16 protein-coding genes are annotated in these 16434 nt (G+C 64.8%); 5 read left to right on the forward strand and 11 right to left on the reverse strand.

The window, feature by feature from the left end; translation table 11 throughout:
- Positions 1–284 precede the first annotated feature (284 nt).
- Positions 285–1388 (forward strand): fimbrial protein, encoded by a 1104-nt coding sequence (locus tag PMI40_RS23160; RefSeq protein WP_008112017.1) that lies wholly within the window; start codon positions 285–287, stop codon positions 1386–1388.
- Between the two features lie 86 nt (positions 1389–1474).
- Here the strand turns inward: PMI40_RS23160 and PMI40_RS03160 are convergent, their stop codons facing one another.
- Complete coding sequence (locus tag PMI40_RS03160; RefSeq protein ID WP_008112018.1) at positions 1475–2317, reverse strand: transporter substrate-binding domain-containing protein; 843 nt, start codon at positions 2315–2317, stop codon at positions 1475–1477.
- A gap of 306 nt (positions 2318–2623) precedes the next feature.
- On the opposite strand from PMI40_RS03160, the gene PMI40_RS03165 reads away from it, so the two are divergent.
- From PMI40_RS03165 to PMI40_RS03175, 3 genes are all read left to right on the forward strand, one after another.
- Positions 2624–3760 carry a saccharopine dehydrogenase family protein gene (locus PMI40_RS03165; protein ID WP_008112019.1) on the forward strand — a complete coding sequence of 379 codons (1137 nt, stop codon included), beginning with the start codon at positions 2624–2626 and terminating at the stop codon, positions 3758–3760.
- Positions 3720–4796, forward strand: coding sequence for a DUF1338 domain-containing protein (locus PMI40_RS03170; protein WP_008112021.1), 1077 nt, complete (start codon positions 3720–3722; stop codon positions 4794–4796). Before PMI40_RS03165 ends, PMI40_RS03170 begins: the two co-directional genes overlap by 41 nt.
- 142 nt (positions 4797–4938) lie before the next feature.
- Entirely contained in the window at positions 4939–5262 is a 324-nt protein-coding gene (locus PMI40_RS03175; RefSeq protein WP_008112022.1) for a hypothetical protein, read from the forward strand.
- Between the two features lie 6 nt (positions 5263–5268).
- Here the strand turns inward: PMI40_RS03175 and PMI40_RS03180 are convergent, their stop codons facing one another.
- The 4 genes from PMI40_RS03180 to PMI40_RS24220 all read right to left on the reverse strand — a co-directional run bounded on the left by PMI40_RS03180 (position 5269) and on the right by PMI40_RS24220 (position 8192).
- On the reverse strand, positions 5269–6573 hold the full coding sequence (locus tag PMI40_RS03180) for a DUF2863 family protein (RefSeq protein ID WP_008112025.1): 1305 nt from the start codon (positions 6571–6573) through the stop codon (positions 5269–5271).
- 12 nt (positions 6574–6585) lie between these two features.
- Positions 6586–7503 (reverse strand): DMT family transporter, encoded by a 918-nt coding sequence (locus tag PMI40_RS03185; protein WP_008112027.1) that lies wholly within the window; start codon positions 7501–7503, stop codon positions 6586–6588.
- A 258-nt stretch (positions 7504–7761) separates the two neighbouring features.
- Entirely contained in the window at positions 7762–7989 is a 228-nt protein-coding gene (locus PMI40_RS24215; protein ID WP_008112029.1) for a tautomerase family protein, read from the reverse strand.
- Positions 7990–7991: 2 nt separating this feature from the next.
- Complete coding sequence (locus PMI40_RS24220; protein WP_008112030.1) at positions 7992–8192, reverse strand: tautomerase family protein; 201 nt, start codon at positions 8190–8192, stop codon at positions 7992–7994.
- 229 nt (positions 8193–8421) lie between these two features.
- Between PMI40_RS24220 and PMI40_RS03200 the strand changes: the two genes are divergently transcribed.
- Positions 8422–9882: an amino acid racemase gene (locus PMI40_RS03200; RefSeq protein WP_008112032.1), complete on the forward strand. Its 1461-nt coding sequence runs from the start codon at positions 8422–8424 to the stop codon at positions 9880–9882.
- Positions 9883–9941: 59 nt separating this feature from the next.
- Here the strand turns inward: PMI40_RS03200 and PMI40_RS03205 are convergent, their stop codons facing one another.
- The 6 genes from PMI40_RS03205 to PMI40_RS03230 form a co-directional block, all read right to left on the reverse strand.
- Complete coding sequence (locus PMI40_RS03205) at positions 9942–10769, reverse strand: MetQ/NlpA family ABC transporter substrate-binding protein (protein ID WP_008112033.1); 828 nt, start codon at positions 10767–10769, stop codon at positions 9942–9944.
- A gap of 95 nt (positions 10770–10864) precedes the next feature.
- Entirely contained in the window at positions 10865–12574 is a 1710-nt protein-coding gene (locus PMI40_RS03210; protein ID WP_008112035.1) for an ABC transporter ATP-binding protein, read from the reverse strand.
- A gap of 8 nt (positions 12575–12582) precedes the next feature.
- Positions 12583–13953 (reverse strand): LLM class flavin-dependent oxidoreductase, encoded by a 1371-nt coding sequence (locus PMI40_RS03215; protein ID WP_008112038.1) that lies wholly within the window; start codon positions 13951–13953, stop codon positions 12583–12585.
- Entirely contained in the window at positions 13950–14489 is a 540-nt protein-coding gene (locus tag PMI40_RS03220) for a carboxymuconolactone decarboxylase family protein (RefSeq protein WP_008112040.1), read from the reverse strand. Before PMI40_RS03220 ends, PMI40_RS03215 begins: the two co-directional genes overlap by 4 nt.
- A gap of 10 nt (positions 14490–14499) precedes the next feature.
- Positions 14500–15414 carry an ABC transporter permease gene (locus PMI40_RS03225; RefSeq protein ID WP_008112042.1) on the reverse strand — a complete coding sequence of 305 codons (915 nt, stop codon included), beginning with the start codon at positions 15412–15414 and terminating at the stop codon, positions 14500–14502.
- 10 nt (positions 15415–15424) lie between these two features.
- Positions 15425–16432 (reverse strand): ABC transporter permease, encoded by a 1008-nt coding sequence (locus PMI40_RS03230; protein ID WP_008112044.1) that lies wholly within the window; start codon positions 16430–16432, stop codon positions 15425–15427.
- Between the last annotated feature and the right edge of the window lie 2 nt (positions 16433–16434).

The raw sequence follows: 16434 nt of genomic DNA on the forward strand, positions 1-16434 counted from the left end.
ACGCAGGGTCAAAAAAAGCGACACTCTTCCAAGGCGTGACCAGGATCGAATCGCCGGCCCCCAGTTCGGATGGGTTCGGCCATGTTGCAAGGCTGAGTGTCGCGCGCGCCGATACGTGTCGGCAGGCATCGGCTGAATCCACGATGCGGCGCGAAAACGCATGGGACTGAGACAGCGACCGCCATCACAGGGCATTGCACACCCAAAGATCTTTGAGAGTTTTCCTATAGCGCCGCATTGATAGGCCTATTAGGCTCGGAGCATACCAATCTCGAATTTCAACCATGCCAATCATAAAAAATCCAAGCGAATACCTAGCGCGATTCGCGATATGGTTGGTATTGATTGCCGCGTCCATGACAGGCGATGCTGTCGCGGCTTCAGCCCAATACCCCTGCACCGTGTATGCCCGCACGGTCACGTTGAAGATGCCGGACTCAGTGCGGATCCCGGCCGACGCGATCGTTGGTACCGTGCTAACGCCGTGGGTCACCAGCTCGAATACGGTGGTACACGTTCTCTGCGAGAAACCCTTCGTCGAGGCCAGCGGCATGGCCGCTGAGGTCGGCGCCGGCTTACAGAACTCGGGCCTTACCGTGATCCCGCCCTCCACGGGCCAACCTGTCATCGTATGGAATACCGGCATCCCGGGAATCGGAGTGGCGATGGTGGGTTACTTTCATTTCAACAATTGTCCATCAACCAGAGGAATGGGCATGTCACCTGCCGGGATTTCGGCTACCTGCGATGGCGCAGTTACACGACAGCACACCCTGATGGCGCTCCGGGTGGCACTGGTCAAGACCGGCTCGATCCAGTCGGGCGTCATCACTGAACAGTTGTTGGCATCGGCCAGGGAAATCTCCCGCCCGTCCAGCGCCGCACCCTTTGTCACTAATTCACCGCTACGTATCACGTACGTGCTAGGCTCGACCAACATCGTCGGGTCGACTTGCGCGGTGACCATACCGTCCCAGTCAGTAAAACTGAGTCCGGGCACAGGCCTGCCGCTGGCCAATTTCACTGGCCGCGACACGACCTCTGCGCAAGTACCATTTTCATTGCGCTTGAACTGCAGCGGCATAGGCAACCGGGTGGGCGTCACCTTCACCGACGTTCGCAATCGGGGCAATACCGGCAACAGATTGCCACTGGACGACAGCTCCACTGCTTCTGGGCTGGGCGTCCAGATTCTGAACGGCGGGCGACCGGTGGGTTTCGGGCCGGATGATGCACGGCCCGGCAACACCAACCAGATCGTGTTGCAGGAGGTATCGGGCAATTCAAATGTCGACCTGCCCTTTACCGCGCGCTATATCCAGACCGCTGACAAGGTGATGCCCGGCACTGCCAATGCAATCGCGTCCTTCACCTTCTCCTACCAGTAACCGCACCGGCAGGCCACACCCGTCCCAGGATAAAAAAAAGCCTGTCGGTGACGACAGGCTTTTTTGCACGACGACCATGCGCAACGTTATAGCGGGATCTGCGGCGGCACGTCTTCCGGCTTCACACCCGACAGCTTCTGCAGGTTGCCCAGCACGGTCGGCTTGATCTTGCCAGCAGTACGCTCGGCCACGATCCACTTGTTGATGGTCTCGACCCAGGCCTTGTCCTCTTCCTTGGGCACGCCGATGTTGGTGGAAGTGGCTTCCAGCGGCATCGGCACATACATCTTGCCCAGCGCCGGATTCTTCTTCAACACGTTCAGCGACAGCAGCCACACCAGCACCTGCGCATCGATGCGGCCGGTCTGCAGGGCCAGCGTGACGTCGTCGGCCTTTTCCAGGCGCACGATGGTGGCGTTGGGGCAGACGCGCGAAATCATCTGGTCGTGCGACGAGCCGATGTCGACACCGATCTTCACTTCGGGCTTGTTGAGTTCGGCCCAGGTCTTGTATTCCTTCTTGGAGACGATGGTGAACGCGTTCTGGAACAGCGGCTCCGAGAAACCGATCACTTCGCGCCGCGCCGGGGTCGGGTTCATGCCGAAGAAGACGTCGATCTTGCGCGTCTGCAGGTCCAGCACCGAGTTGCCCCAGGTGGTCTCTGTGATGTCGAGCTTGGCATTGAGGCTGGCCGCCAGGCTCTTGGCGAAGTCGATCATGAAACCGTTCCACTCACCGCTGGCCAGGTCCTTGTTGTAGTAAGGCGCTTGACCGCGCACGGCGCCGATACGCAGGATCTTGGTGCGCTGGATACGCGCGAAGGTGGCTTCGGTCGAACCCGGGGCAGTCGCCTGGGCGAATACATTCGGGAAGGCGGACACGGCGGCGAGGCCGGCGACATTGGCGATGAAACTGCGGCGGTTGGTCATGGTTCTCCCTGTTGGCGGATGGCGCTGTGGCGCGCTTGATGAATATGTCCGGCGTGTGACCGGACGTCGCCGACGATTTTAGCCCAGCACAGCGGCCAAAGGCGCTGGCCGCTTGATGAAATTCATTGGCCGGGGAACGATGGCACTCCATCATCCCGAGTGGCGGGAAATCCTGCGGATGACGATATGTATCGAGTTGCACATCAAATTGACGATAAATACGACATCACGACGTCAATATTGGTCTTTTTATCGTGCTCGCTCCTCCCTAGAATGCCAACAGGAACGATACCAAAGGGAGCTGCCATGAAGATCATGTTACTGGGCGCCGGCCATATCGGGCTGGCCATTGCACGCCGCCTGCACGACAGCGCAGACCATCAGGTGACGGTGGCCGACCGTGATCGGCTGGCACTGGCGCCATTGCAGCAGCTGGGTATCGCGACCATGACGCTCGAGCTCGACGATGCGCATCGACTGCGGCAAGTGCTGGCGCAGCACGATGCGCTCATCAATGCACTGCCCTACCACATGGCCATTGTGGTGGCCGAGGCCGCCCGCGACAGTGGCACCCATTACTTCGATCTTACCGAGGACGTGCGCGCCACGCGCCGCATCATGCAACTGGCGCACGAGGCCGGGACGGCCTTCATGCCGCAATGCGGACTGGCGCCGGGCTTCGTGGGCATTGCCGCGCATCACCTGGCGCAAGGCTTCGACGATATCGTCGAAATCAAGATGCGGGTCGGCGCGCTGCCGCAATACCCCACCAACGAAATCAAGTACAACCTGACCTGGAGCGTCGATGGCCTGGTCAATGAATATTGCCATCCGTGCGAGGCCATCCGCGACGGCGTGCTGCAGGAACTGCAGCCAATGGAAGGGCTGGAGCATTTCTCGATCGATGGTGTCGAGTACGAGGCCTTCAATACGTCCGGCGGGCTGGGCACCTTGTGCAGTACCCTGGCCGGGCGCACCAGCAACCTCGACTACAAATCGGTGCGCTATCCAGGGCATCGCGCGCGACTGCACTTCCTGCTGCACGAGTTGCGCCTGAAGGAACGCCCGCAACTGCTCAAGGACATCCTGCGTGCCGCCGTGCCGGCCACGCTGCAGGACGTGGTACTGGTGTTCGTCACCGTCAGCGGCCACAGCAGGGGCCAGTATGTGCAGCGGGTGTTCAGTCGCAAGGTCTTTGCCAGTGCCGACGAGAGCGCGATCCAGATCACCACGGCCGCCGGCGTGTGCGCCGCAGTCGACCTGTTCGCCGCCGGCAGGCTGCCGCAGCGCGGCTTCATCGCCCAGGAGCGCATTGCCCTGCCCGAGCTGCTGGCCAACCGCTTCGGGCGCGTCTATGCAGAGCGGGAGTACACTGGCGGCATCGCATCCCAGGGAGACCCGCATGACACCAGAGGCAACCGGCCGGCAGCGCTTGCAGCATGACGATACCGCAGTGACGGGCTCGGGCCTGATCCGGCTGCTGGGCGCACACCGCTCGCCGCAGCAGATCGACTTCCTGCTGCGCGCACTGCATGTCCCGCCCTCTACGCTGGCCCCGGCAGGCGAGCACGCCAGTCGGCTCGAACTGGCGCAGGCGCTCAACATGCTGCTGTTCGAAAAGCTGTTGGGCGAGGTACCCGATGCCGCCGCCTATGTGGCCGACGCCATGGCCACCGGAACCCGCATGCACTTCGATCACGGCGCGCTGCGCACGGTGCTGGGCGATCACACCGGGCTGTTGCCGCCGGGCGTGGAGGTGATCGTGCGCATATTGCGACCGCTGGGTTATGTCCGCAACGGCTTGTATCCGCTGGAACGCCTGCGCATGACCGGGCATACCTACGGCCACGCCGATGCGCCCGAGGACATCGCCCAGTTCTTCGTCAGCGAACTGCATGTCGAGCGCTTCTCGCCCGAATTCCAGGCCGCCGTCGCACGCGTGGTCGGTACCTCGATCGATCCGCTCGATGACGACGCCAAGGCCCTGCTGGCGCAATTGGAGCAAGCCGGACACTTGCCCATGGCAGCGGCCCAGGGCTTGCTGCCGGCCCTGCTGTCGTGCTTCGAGCGCCAGCACGAATTGCCGACCCTGGCCGACTACGAACTGCTGCGCGCCGAATCGGCCGAAATGGCCTGGATCGCAACCGAAGGCAATGTCTTCAACCATGCCACCGACCGCGTGGCCGACGTCGAACAGGTGGCCCGCCAGCAGCGCGACCTGGGCCGCCCGATGAAGGACAAGATCGAGGTCTCGCGCAACGGTCGCGTCAGGCAGACCGCCTATCGCGCCTGCACGGTGGTGCGCCCGATGCGCAACGAGCAAGGCCAGGTAGTGCAGAAATCGGTGCCCGGTTCGTTCTACGAGTTCATCTCGCGTGCCCGGTATATCGACGAGCATGGTGTCGAGCGGCTCGACCTGAGCTTCGACAGCGGCAATGCGCAAGGCATCTTCAAGATGACCGCCCAGTCCTCGCTTTAACAGTCAGCCAATCCGGGTAAATCCGGGTAAGAAGCGGCCCACCTCCGGTGCATCGGCCTTACGCTGTGACCCTGCATTTCGGTTCCGTATGGCAATAGTGCCGCGACCTTTTTGCAGCATCATGGGCGAGAGGGGGGGTCTCATGCAAACCACGCAATCGTTGCGCCGCCATCGCGTCGGCGGGCTGCTGGCAGTGTGCGCACTGGCGATGTCGGGCTGCGCCAGTTTCACCGACATCAGCACCGACGAGCGGGAGCTCTACATGGTCAGCGCCACCGGCGTGAGCTATACCATGTCGATTCCGGCCTTGACCGCGGCGGCCAGGGAAAAAGCCGATGAATTCTGTGGCCGGCAGCAGATGAATGCCGACCTGCGCCAGCTGGTGCGCGGCTGGCGCCCGATGCAGGTCGAACTGTACTTCCGCTGCCAGGCCAAGGGGGTGAGCCTGCAGGCGCTGCTGAACTGAGCCCGATCAGGCGCGCGGCAGGGCACGCTCGCGCAGTACGCTGCCATCGGCGGCGAAACCATCGGCCAGCCTGAATTCGCTCACGCCCAGCGATGCCAGCGACTCGGCGGCATCCCACAATGGTTCCTGCAGGTCGCCATCGATCAATTGCGATGCGCTAGCCAGCAGCGCATCGGCACGCCGCAGCTGCACCTGCAGGATGGCGTCGCCGGCATCCTCGCCGATGGCCATGATGGCGCGCGCATCGGCCGCCGCCGCGCTCGATACGGCCAGCCCCTGCTCCAGTTCGGACAGCATCTGCAGCATGCGATATTCGGCATTGCCGGCTTGCTTGGCGCCATGGAACAGATCCTGGTACAGGAAGTGCAGTTGGCATGCGTCGGCATGGCTGCTGCCGGTCAGGCACTGGCGCATCAACGCCGACTGGTCGGCGGCCCAGGCCCTGAAGCGCTCTGCGCGCTGTTCGAAATAGGCGTCGGCGGCCGCCTCGTCGGTGGGTATTACATAGAACGGGTCGTCCAGCTGCTTGAGCGCAAAACCGAGCAGGAAACGCAATTCCAGCACTTCGTCATCGGTACCGAAACCGGCTTCGGGCCAGCCCCGCATGCTGCGCTCGATGGCCGGCACGCTCATCACCTTGCGGTCGGTCAGCGAGGCGAACGCGTCGCGGTTCATCGCCTCGAGTTCGCTGTAGCTGATTGCATCGATCTCCTGCGGGTGGTACAGGTGGTGCACCAGCACCACGCGGGCTCGCTCGCTCTCCAGTCCGGCGCGCTGCAGGCTCAGGCGCAAGGTATCGAAACTGTCGCCATCGGCCAGCACGCGCGAAGCTTGCAGGCCGCCCCTGGTGCGCACCAGCAACGGGATCAGGAAGGCGTTGATCTCGAGTTCGGTATCGCCCCGGCGCAACAGCAGCATGTCGGCCGCATCTTCCACCGTCTGGCGCAGCAGAGCGTGGCCGCGCTCGTCCTCGAAGCGCAGTTGCTCCAGCGCCTCGTAGAGCGTTTCATCGTCGCGCTGGCGCAGGCAATTGCGAATCATGCGCTCCAGCTCGGCCTGCCCTACCCGTTGGCCATCGGCGCCGACCGTCCCGGCGGCCACCGCCGTGGCCAGCGCGGCCAGCTGGCGTACCCGCTCCTCGTCCTGGTCCAAATCGCCGCTGGCGGCGTGCGCGTTTTGCTGGCGCCGGCGCGAGGCGTCGGTGGCCACATGGGTGAGCGGCTTGTCGCGGGCGGGGCCGGCCGGCTTAGGGGCAGGTTTTGCGGCAGGCTTTGGAGCAGGCTTGGCGATCGGGCGCTTGGGTTTATTCATGATCTTTCTCGTTCAATTCACAGTCGGTGTCGAGCGCGTCGGGGCCGTGACCAGCACCATGCCGGCCAGGGCTACGGCGAAGGCCGCTCCCTGCAGCCAGCTCAGGCGCTCGCCCAGCACCACCACGCCGACGACGGCGGTGCTGATGGGAAGCATCACGGTAAATACGCCGGCCCGGCCGGCCGGCACTACCTTCAGGCCTGTCATCCACAGCCAGACCGTCCATACGCTGGCCGCCAATCCATAGAAAAGCAGCAGCGCCCAGATGTCCAGCGTGACGGCGACGAAGTCGAAATGCAGCGCCAGGTATACACCCATGGGTGTCATCAGCAACAGGCCCCACAGGTTGATGATGGCACTGATCCGCTTCGGGCTCAGGACCGACGTCAGCTTCTTGCCGATGACCGCATAGGCGGCCTCGCACAGTACGGCGCCCATGACGAACAGGTTGCCGATCCAGGCGTCGTGAGGTGCGGTCACGCCCGCATGGGGTGGCTTGGCCAGCGACAGCATGCCGATACCCAGCACGCCGCAGGCGATCGCGCCCCATACGCGCGGCCCTATCCTTTCCTTGAGGAAGATCCAGCTCATCAGCGCCACCACCGCCGGGATGGCCGACATGATCACCCCGGCCGATACGGCGCTGGTCATCGAGACCCCGGTGATCATGCAGATGCTGAACAGGAAGTTGCCCAGGAATGACTCCAGGAACAGCAGCCAGCGCGACTGCGACGATAGCGCCAGTTCGCCGGGCGGTTTCTTCAACCAGCGCAGCATGGCCACGGCGCCGATGCCGAAACGCAGCCAGGCCAGCAGGAACAACGGCAAGGCAGCCACCAGGGGCTTGCTCAGCGCCACGTAGGCGCCCACCAACGACATGCTCAGGATCAGGCAGGCGTAGCCGGCCGGGCGGCTGGGGGTAAAGCTCATGCTTTCCTTGGTCTGGGTTGGCGGAAATTCGGACAGGGCCGTATTTTAATCGACGCCCGTGCCTGCGGTTGGCACGCCATGCCGCGACCATCCCATGGCCAGGCACGCCGAACACCCCGCACAGGCGGCCGGGCCCAGGCCATGCGACTGGCACAAAAAAGGGGCCCGCCAGGCGAGCCCCTAAAAAAGGTCCAAACTGCAAAACACAAGCACGACGTTGTCCGGACCAGCCAAACCAGATAAGAGGGCCTCGCCCGCTCAGGACCCGCCCGGCGCACGGCCGTGTCGATCCACTCCCCGGCCCAGCGACCGGGCGGTCTGGCCGGCGATGCCGTAGTCGGTGTTGGGAATGTCCTTGAGGATGACGCGCACCTCGGCGCGCTCGATGCCCACCGTATCGACGGCGGCATCGGTGAGCGCGGCGATCAAGCGCTCCTTTTGCAACTCGGTGCGACCGGCGATGAAAGTGACCTGGATGATGGACATGGCTACTCCTGTCCCGCCGCGATTGCCGCGACCGTCTTGCCACCGATGCCGAACTGCGTGGCCGGCACCTCGGTGAGCCACACCCGCACCGAGTCGATCGGCGCGCCGATGGCCTCGACGGTGGCTTGCGTCAGGGCGCCCACCAGCGCCTCCTTTTGCTGGTCGCTATAACCTTCGACCACGAACATCTCGATATTGGGCATGCTGGCTCCAGCCATCCTCGGTGCGGCAGATCTTATGCGGCGCCTGGGGATAAATCAAATTCATGCAATGCATCGGCTCTATAAGTCCCGCCGATTCCATACCGCAACGGCATCGGCAACGCCCGAGGCGAGCTCCGTCGTCCGTGCCGCCATGCCGACATTGCATGCCGCCGACCCGCATGCCAGCGCATACTGGGTCATCGATGGCCATTTTCCAGCAAGGACTCCCATGCCCTCTTCCACTGCCCCTGCCGCACGTCGTTCCTACGGCGTCATCGGCGGGCTCGGCCCCCTGGCCAGTGCCGATGTGTTCTTCAAGCTGATGCGCTCGATCGCCGGACGCAACATGGCCGACAGCGCCGACGTCGTATTCGAGCAGCATCCGTTCAAGGGCAATCACTCCAGCACCAGCGCCACCACCGAACGCAAGCTGTACGTGTTCGACTTGATCCGTGCCTTCGAGCAACGCCACATCGATGTGATCGTATTGCCCTGCTTTCTCAGCCATACCTTCCTCGATGAGCTCAGCGCCAACACCACGCTGCCCATCGTCGACTTGATGGCGGCGCTGGCGCTGCATGTGCGCAGCCAGTATCCGCACGCCCGGCGCATCGGCGTACTGGCCTCGGACTTCACCCGTGAGGCGCGCCTGTTCGAACGCTACTTTGCGGCGCCCGGGTTCGAGGTGGTATATCCGCGCCCCCATGAGGGGCGCAACCTGGTCAGCGAGGCAGTCTATGGCGAACAGGGCATCAAGCGTGGCCAGCTCGACGGCGCGCCACTGGCGCTGCTGCGCCAGGCGGCGCACGACCTGGCCGCGCAGCAGGTGGACCTGATCCTGCCCGGCCTGACCGAGGTGGCATTGGTGGCGCATGCGCTGGGCACGCTGCCGGCACCGCTGGTCGACAGCAACCAGGTCTATGCCGATCACATCGCGGCCAGCCACGACCACCTCGCCACCCGGCCTTTCAAGCTGGGCGTGGTGGGCGGCGTGGGGCCGGCGGCCACGGTCGACTTCATGCAGAAGATCGTGCGCAATACACCGGCGGCACGCGACCAGGATCACATCAAGCTGCACGTCGAGCAGAACCCGCAGATTCCCGACCGTACCGAGAACCTGGTCGGCGACGGGCTCGACCCCACCATCGCCCTGTACGCCACCTGCAAGAAGCTGGAAGACGGCGGCGCCGACCTGATCGCCATTCCCTGCAATACGGCGCATGCCTATGTCGAGCGTATCCAGGGTAGCCTGGCCATACCCATCGTCAATATGCTCACCGTGACGGCCGAGGCCATCCGCACCCGGTTTGCGCAGCTGACCCGGGTCGGCCTGCTGGCTACCTCGGGCACCATCGGCAGCGGCGTGTACCAGCGCGAACTGGCCGCGCACGGGCTGGCGCAACTGGTCCCGTCCCCGGCCATGCAGCAACGGGTAATGAATGCGATCTATGGTCCCCAGGGGGTCAAGGCCGGTTTCACACAAGGCCAATGCCAGGACGACATCCGCGCCGCGCTCGACGACCTGGTGCAGCAAGGCGCCGAGGTGATCATCCTGGGCTGCACCGAGCTGCCCTTGCTGCTGCCCTCGGGCCCGTGGGCGCACCAGGGCGGATCGACCCTGACACTGGTGGACCCGACCGAAACGCTGGCGCGCCGTTGCGTGGCCTACGCCAGCGCGACGCGTCACTGAGCCGCGTGCGAGCCCGGCAAGGCGCCGGTCGCAGCATGCGCACCATCAGGTCGATGCGGCTACCAGGCTGCGAGGATGCCGCCCTTGAACTCGGTCTCGATGAAGCGCTTCACTTCGTCCGACTGGTAAGCCTGTACCAACTTGGGCAGCCACGCCTGGTCGCGGTCCTTTTCGCGCACGGCGATGACGCAGGCATACGGGCTCTCGCCGCCTTCGACAAGCAGGCTATCGCGCGCCGGATTGAGACCGGCCTTGGCGGCAAAGTCGGCGTTGACGGCCGAAGCGTCGAGGTCATCGAGGGTGCGCGGCAACTGGGCGGCGTCGATCTCGACGAATTTCCACTTCCTGGCGTTCTCGGCGATGTCGATGGGGGTGGCATTGACACCGGTTAGCGGATCGATGCCAGCGCGCAGCTTGATGAGGCCGTGCTTTTGCAGCAACAGCAGGACCCGGCTCTCGTTGGCAGGATCGTTGGGGATCCCGATCCGGGCACCGCTGGGAATGTCGGCCAGGGCCCGATACTTCCTGGAGTAGATAGCCATCGGTCCGATCATGGTATTGCCGGTGCCGTAGATCTTGTAGCCGCGCGCCTTGACCTGGGCATTGAGGAAGGGACGATGCTGGTAGCTGTTGGCGTCGAGTTCGCCTGCATCCAGCGCGGCATTGGGCTGGATGTAGTCGTTGAACTCGATGATCTGGATCCTGTAGCCAGGGTTATTGCGCTCGAAGACGCGCTTGGCCGCTTCGAATATCTGCGCATGCGGACCACTGGTCACGCCGACCTTCAACACCTTGTCCGCAGCCAGTGCCGGGCCGGCCGCCATCATTGCCACTGCCAACGCCGCGACCAGCCCCCTGGCGCTGCGTGCGATCCCGCGAATGTCCATCGATGCCCTCCCGGCTTTGAAGAAAGAGCATCAATGTATCGGCCAGGCAGCGGCGGCGGAACGAATCTTTTCCGTCTTGGTTATGTGTACGCCGACTAAGCGCGCAGCAATTCCGGTTCTTCGGTGGGCAGCGCCGGGGCCGGCGCGCCGGGCACCGCGGCGATCAGCGAGCGGGTGTACGGATGCTGCGCATGGCGCCAGATCGACTGGTGGTCGCCGCGCTCGACGATGCGGCCATCATTCATCACCAGTACCTGGTCGGCGATGTAGCGCACCACCGACAGGTCGTGCGAGATGAACAGGTAGGCCAGGCCGAATTCGCGGCGCAGGTCGACCAGCAAATTCAGGATCTGCGCCTGCACCGACACGTCCAGCGCCGACACCGGCTCGTCGCAGATCACCAGCGATGGCTTCAGGATCAGCGCCCGGGCAATGCCGATACGCTGCCGCTGGCCGCCCGAGAATTGATGGGGATAACGTTGCAATGCGCTCTGCGGCAGGCCCACCAGATCGATCATCGATGCGATGCGACGCTGGCGTTCGTGACGCTCGCCGAGCGCATGGATCACCAGCGCCTGGTCCAGTATCTGGGCGACCGACTGGCGTGGATTGAGGCTGGCGTACGGGTCCTGGAAGATCATCTGTACCTGGCGCCGGTGTGCTCGCAAGGCACGCCGATCGAGCCGCGCGATGTCGACGCCGCCCAGCACGATGCGCCCATCGGCGACGTCGGCCAGGCGCACGATGGCGCGTGACAACGTGGATTTGCCGCAACCCGATTCGCCCACCAGCCCCACGGTCTGGCCCGGCGCGATATCGAACGACACGCCCCGCACCGCATGCACCGATCCGCGCGGCATGTCGTAGCGCACCTGCAGGTCCTGCACCGACAGCAGCGGCGACTCGGCCAGCTCTGCGCGCGGCGCCAGCGCCTGCGGATGCTCGCGCGGGCTGAGCGTGAACTGGCGCTGGCCGTCGGCGTCGATCGTGGTGCGGATCTCGGGCAGGCGTTGCTGGCGATAATGGATCTCCTGCTCCATGCGCAGCGACGCACCCAGCAGGCCACGGGTGTAGGGGTGCCTGGGATGGGCGAACAGTTCGCTGCTGGCGCCCTGCTCGACCTTGGTCCCGTCGAACATCACCGCCACCCGGTCGGCCCATTGCTCGACCACGCCCAGGTCGTGCGTGATCAACAGCACCGCCATGGAAAGCTCGCGACGCAATTGGTCCAGCAGCGCAAGAATCTGCGCCTGTATGGTCACGTCCAGGGCGGTGGTGGGTTCGTCGGCCACCAGCAGGCGCGGCCGGTTGGCCACGGCCATGGCGATCATCACGCGCTGGCGCTGCCCACCGGACAGCTGGTGCGGGAAATCGTCGATGCGCAGCTGGGGCTGCGGGATGCGTACCAGCGCCAGCAGCTCGATGGCGCGTGCGCGGGCAGCCGATGGCGACAGGTCCTGATGCAGGCGGATCGCCTCGATCACCTGCTGGCCGATGGACAGCACCGGGTTGAGCGAGGTCATCGGCTCCTGGAAGATCATCGAGATGGCATTGCCGCGCAAGGCGGCCAGTTGCGATCCGGACAACCGCAACAGGTCGCGCCCCTCGAAGTGGATCTGGCCCGTCACCTGCGCACTGGGCGGCAGCAAGCCCAGCAGCGACAGCGCGGTGGTCGACTTGCCGCACCCCGATTCGCCCACCAGCGCCAGCATCTCGCCGGGAGCGATCGCCAGGTCGAGGTGGCGCACCGCGTCGTGGCCGGGAAACGAGATGCTGAGGTCGCGCAATTCAAGCAGCGGCGGCATGGTGGCTCCTAGGCGGTGACGCCGGCACGAAAACTTGCGCCCACATGTTGCGCCGGCAAGGTGGCCTGGCCACCAAAGAGTTTTTCGCGCAGGCTGCCATCGGCGTAGTCACGCTTGTACGAACCTCGCTCCTGCAGCACCGGGATCACCAGATCGATGAAATCCTCGAAGCTCTCCGGGCTTACCGTGCGGGTCAGGTTGAAGCCATCGATGCCGGTATCGGCCATCCATGCTTCGAGCTGGTCGGCCACCTGGGTGGGTGAGCCGACGATGGTGGCGTAACGCCCGCCCAGTTCCATCTGCTGCAACAGCTTGCGCTTGGTCCAGTTCAGTTCCGGATTGGTCACGGTCTTGACCAGCGACTCGATGGAGTTGGTCTTGGCCGCTCGAATCGGCTCGTCCAGGTCGTATTGCGAGAAATCGATCCCGGTGCCCGCGGAGAAATGCGCCAGGCCGGCCTCGGGGCTGGCGTAGCGGGCATATTCGCGATACTTCTCCTGGGCCAGTTGCTCGGTGGCGGCGGTCACCACCGTAAGCCCCATGAAGATCTTGATGGCATGCGGATCACGGCCCTCGCGCTCGGCCCCCGCGCGCACCTGCTGCACCAGCTTGCCGGCGGCCTCGCGCGTCTGGCTGGAGATGAAGACGCATTCGGCGTGGCGCGCACCGAAGGCCTGGCCGCGCCCGGACGAGCCAGCCTGGTACAGCACCGGGGTGCGCTGCGGTGACGGCTCGCACAGGTGTATGCCTTCGACCTGGTAGTAGTCGCCGCTATGCCTGATCTTGTGTACCCGCGCCGGATCGGCATACATCCGGTTGGCACGGTCGCGCACCACGGCGCCGTCTTCCCAGCTGCCTTCCCACAATTTGTAGACCACTTCCATGAACTCGTCGGCGCGATCGTAGCGCTGGTCGTGCTCGAGCTGCTCGGTCAGGCCCATGGCGCGCGCGGCGCTGTCGAGATAGCCGGTGACGATGTTCCAGCCGACGCGCCCGCGGCTGAGGTGGTCCAGGGTCGACATGCGTCGCGCAAACAGGAACGGCGCCTCGTAGGTCAGGTTGGCGGTGACGCCAAAGCCCAGGTGGCGGGTCGCCGCCGCCATGGCCGACACCAGCAGCAGCGGGTCGTTGACCGGCAGCTGGATCGACTCGCGCAGGGTGATGTCGGGCGATCCCTGGTAGATATCGTAGACACCGACGATATCGGCCAGGAACAGGCCGTCGAACTTGCCGCGTTCGAGCAGCTGCGCCAGCTGCGTCCAGTAGCCGACGTCGGTGTAGTCCTGCGAACGGTCGCGTGGATGGGTCCACAGGCCATGGTTGATGTGGTTCACGCAGTTCATGTTGAACGCGTTGAGGCGAATCTCTTTCTTGCTCATGCCAGTTCCCGGTATTGCGGCTCGAGCTGCACGTCGAGTGCTTCGTTGAAGCGGGCGAAGAAGGCGCACAGTGCAGCGCGCAGGGTAAGCTCGACGATCTGCGATTCGTCGAAATGTTCGCGCAGGCGCGCCACCAGGCTGTCGCCCACACGCTGGCGCGTTACCGCCAGGGCATAGTCGCGCACCAGTCGTTCGAGCGGCGCCAGGCCGGGCACGTCGGCCTCGAGAATGCGCTCGACGGTCTGCGGCGCGACGTGTTCTGCCTGCAGCTTGGGCGCATGGTGCGATACGCAGTAGCTGCATTCGTTGGCCTTGGACGCCGTCACCAGCACGATCTCGAGATGCAGCCTGGAGATATTGCCTTCGGCGCCGAGGCCCAGCAGCAAGCCGTAGATATGCTCGATCGAGGCTGGCTTGTGGGCCAGCACGCCGAGCATGTTGCCGAACGCACCGTAGTGGTTCTCGACCTGCTCGAAGATGCTGCGGGCCGGACCTGCCGGCAATTGATTCGACAGGAGCGTGGATACGCGTGCCATGGGTGTTCTCCTATTGTCTGTGGCGTGGGTCGAGCACGTCGGCCAGGCCGTCGCCCAGAAGATTGAGCGCCAGCACCGTGATCACGATGGCGATGCCGGGAAAGGTAGCGATGGTCCAGTCGGTGCGCAGCACCTCGCGGCCGGCGCCGACCATGTTGCCCCAGCTGGCCACGTTGGGGTCGCCCAGCCCGAGGAAGGCCAGGCTGGATTCGGTGAGGATGGCGGTAGCCACCATCAGCGAGGTCGATACCAGGATCGGCGTGAGCGCGTTGGGCAATATTTCGCGCAGGATGATGCGGGCGTCGCCCGCGCCCAGTGCCACGCTGGCCTGCACCATTTCACCGTGGCGCAGGCGCAGAACCTCGGCGCGCACCAGTCGCGCCAGGCTGGGCCAGGCGGTCACGCCGATGGCCAATGCGATGCTCGACAGGCTCGGTTGGACCACCGCCACGATGGCCAGCGCAAACAGGAACGATGGGATGGTCTGGAAGAATTCGGTGACGCGCATCAGCACCGCATCGGCGCGACCACCGTAGTAACCGGCCAGCACACCACCCGATATGCCCACCAGCAGTGCCACTGCCGTCGACACCAGGGCAATGGTCAGCGAAGCACGGGCGCCATGCAGGATGCCAGCCAGCAGGTCGCGTCCCATCATGTCGGTGCCCAGCCAATAGGCGGGGTCGGTGCCGGCATGGATGAAGGGCTCGGCCACCATGTCCAGCGGGTCGCCGGGAAACAGCACCGGTGCCAGTAGCGCCATGGCCAGCACCAGCGACAGCAGCGAGCTGCCGGCCAGCGCCGAGGGTGAGCGCAGCAGGCGGCGCAGCCAGTGGCCAGGCGCGGCCAGCGGGCGGCTCGGTACTCCGGAGTCGACCTGGCCTGCCGCGCGCGGCGCGGCGCGGGTGCTGGAGAATTTGCTCATGTCCGGGTCCTCATGCCAGGCGAATGCGCGGGTCCAGCCGCACGTAGACGGCGTCGACGATCCAGTTGACCACGATCACCACCACCGAGCTGCACAGCAAGATGCCGAGCAACAAGTTGAAATCGCGCTGGAACAGCGCCTCGAAGGCCAGCCGCCCCAGCCCGGGCCACGAGAACACGGTCTCGACCAGCACCGCACCGCCGACGATGGAGCTGGCCTGCACGCCCAGCATCGTCACCAGCGGCAAGAGCGCGTTGCGCAATACGTGGGCCATCAGCACCCGCGGCGCACGCGCGCCCTTGGCCACGGCGGTGCGCACGAAGTCCTGGCGGCGCACCTCGATCATGGTGGCGCGCATGAGTCGCGTATAGACCGCCATGTAGAACAGGCCCAGCGTGACGGCCGGTAGCACCAGGTGGCGCGCCACGTCGAGCACATGGGCCAGGCCCGTGTAGCCGGCCTCGACGGTGAACATGCCGCCCACCGGCAGCCAGTCGAGCCATACCGAAAACACCACCACCAGCATCAGTCCGATCCAGAACAGGGGCGTGGCGAAGAACAGCAGCGCCAGGGTCGAGATGACCACGTCCGCCAGCCGGCCGGCACGATACGCCGCCAGCGCGCCCAACGCCGAGCCGGCGATGGCGGCAAAGGCGATGGCGCCACCCATGAGCAACAGCGTGGCCGGCAGCCGATCGGCAATCAACGAAACCACCGGCATGCCATGGCGGAACGAATAGCCGAGGTCGAACTGCAGCAGGTGCCACAGGTATCTGCCGAACTGCACCAGCAGTGGTTGGTCCAGGCCGAACTGCTGGCGCAATGCCGCCATGTACTCGGGCGTGGCCGCGCCGGCCTCGCCGGCCAGCACCTGGGCGGCGTCGCCGGGCGCCAGCCGCAGCAGGAAGAAATTGATCACGGTCACGCCCAGCACGACAGCCGCCAGTTGCAGCAGGCGGCGCGCTGCCCGGCGCGCTAGGCGGTGCGTTCGCAAGTTGTTCAATGCGGATAGGCGCATGG

It is taken from the genome of Herbaspirillum sp. YR522 (assembly GCF_000282575.1).
In the GTDB taxonomy this organism is placed as follows: Bacteria; Pseudomonadota; Gammaproteobacteria; order Burkholderiales; family Burkholderiaceae_D; genus Herbaspirillum.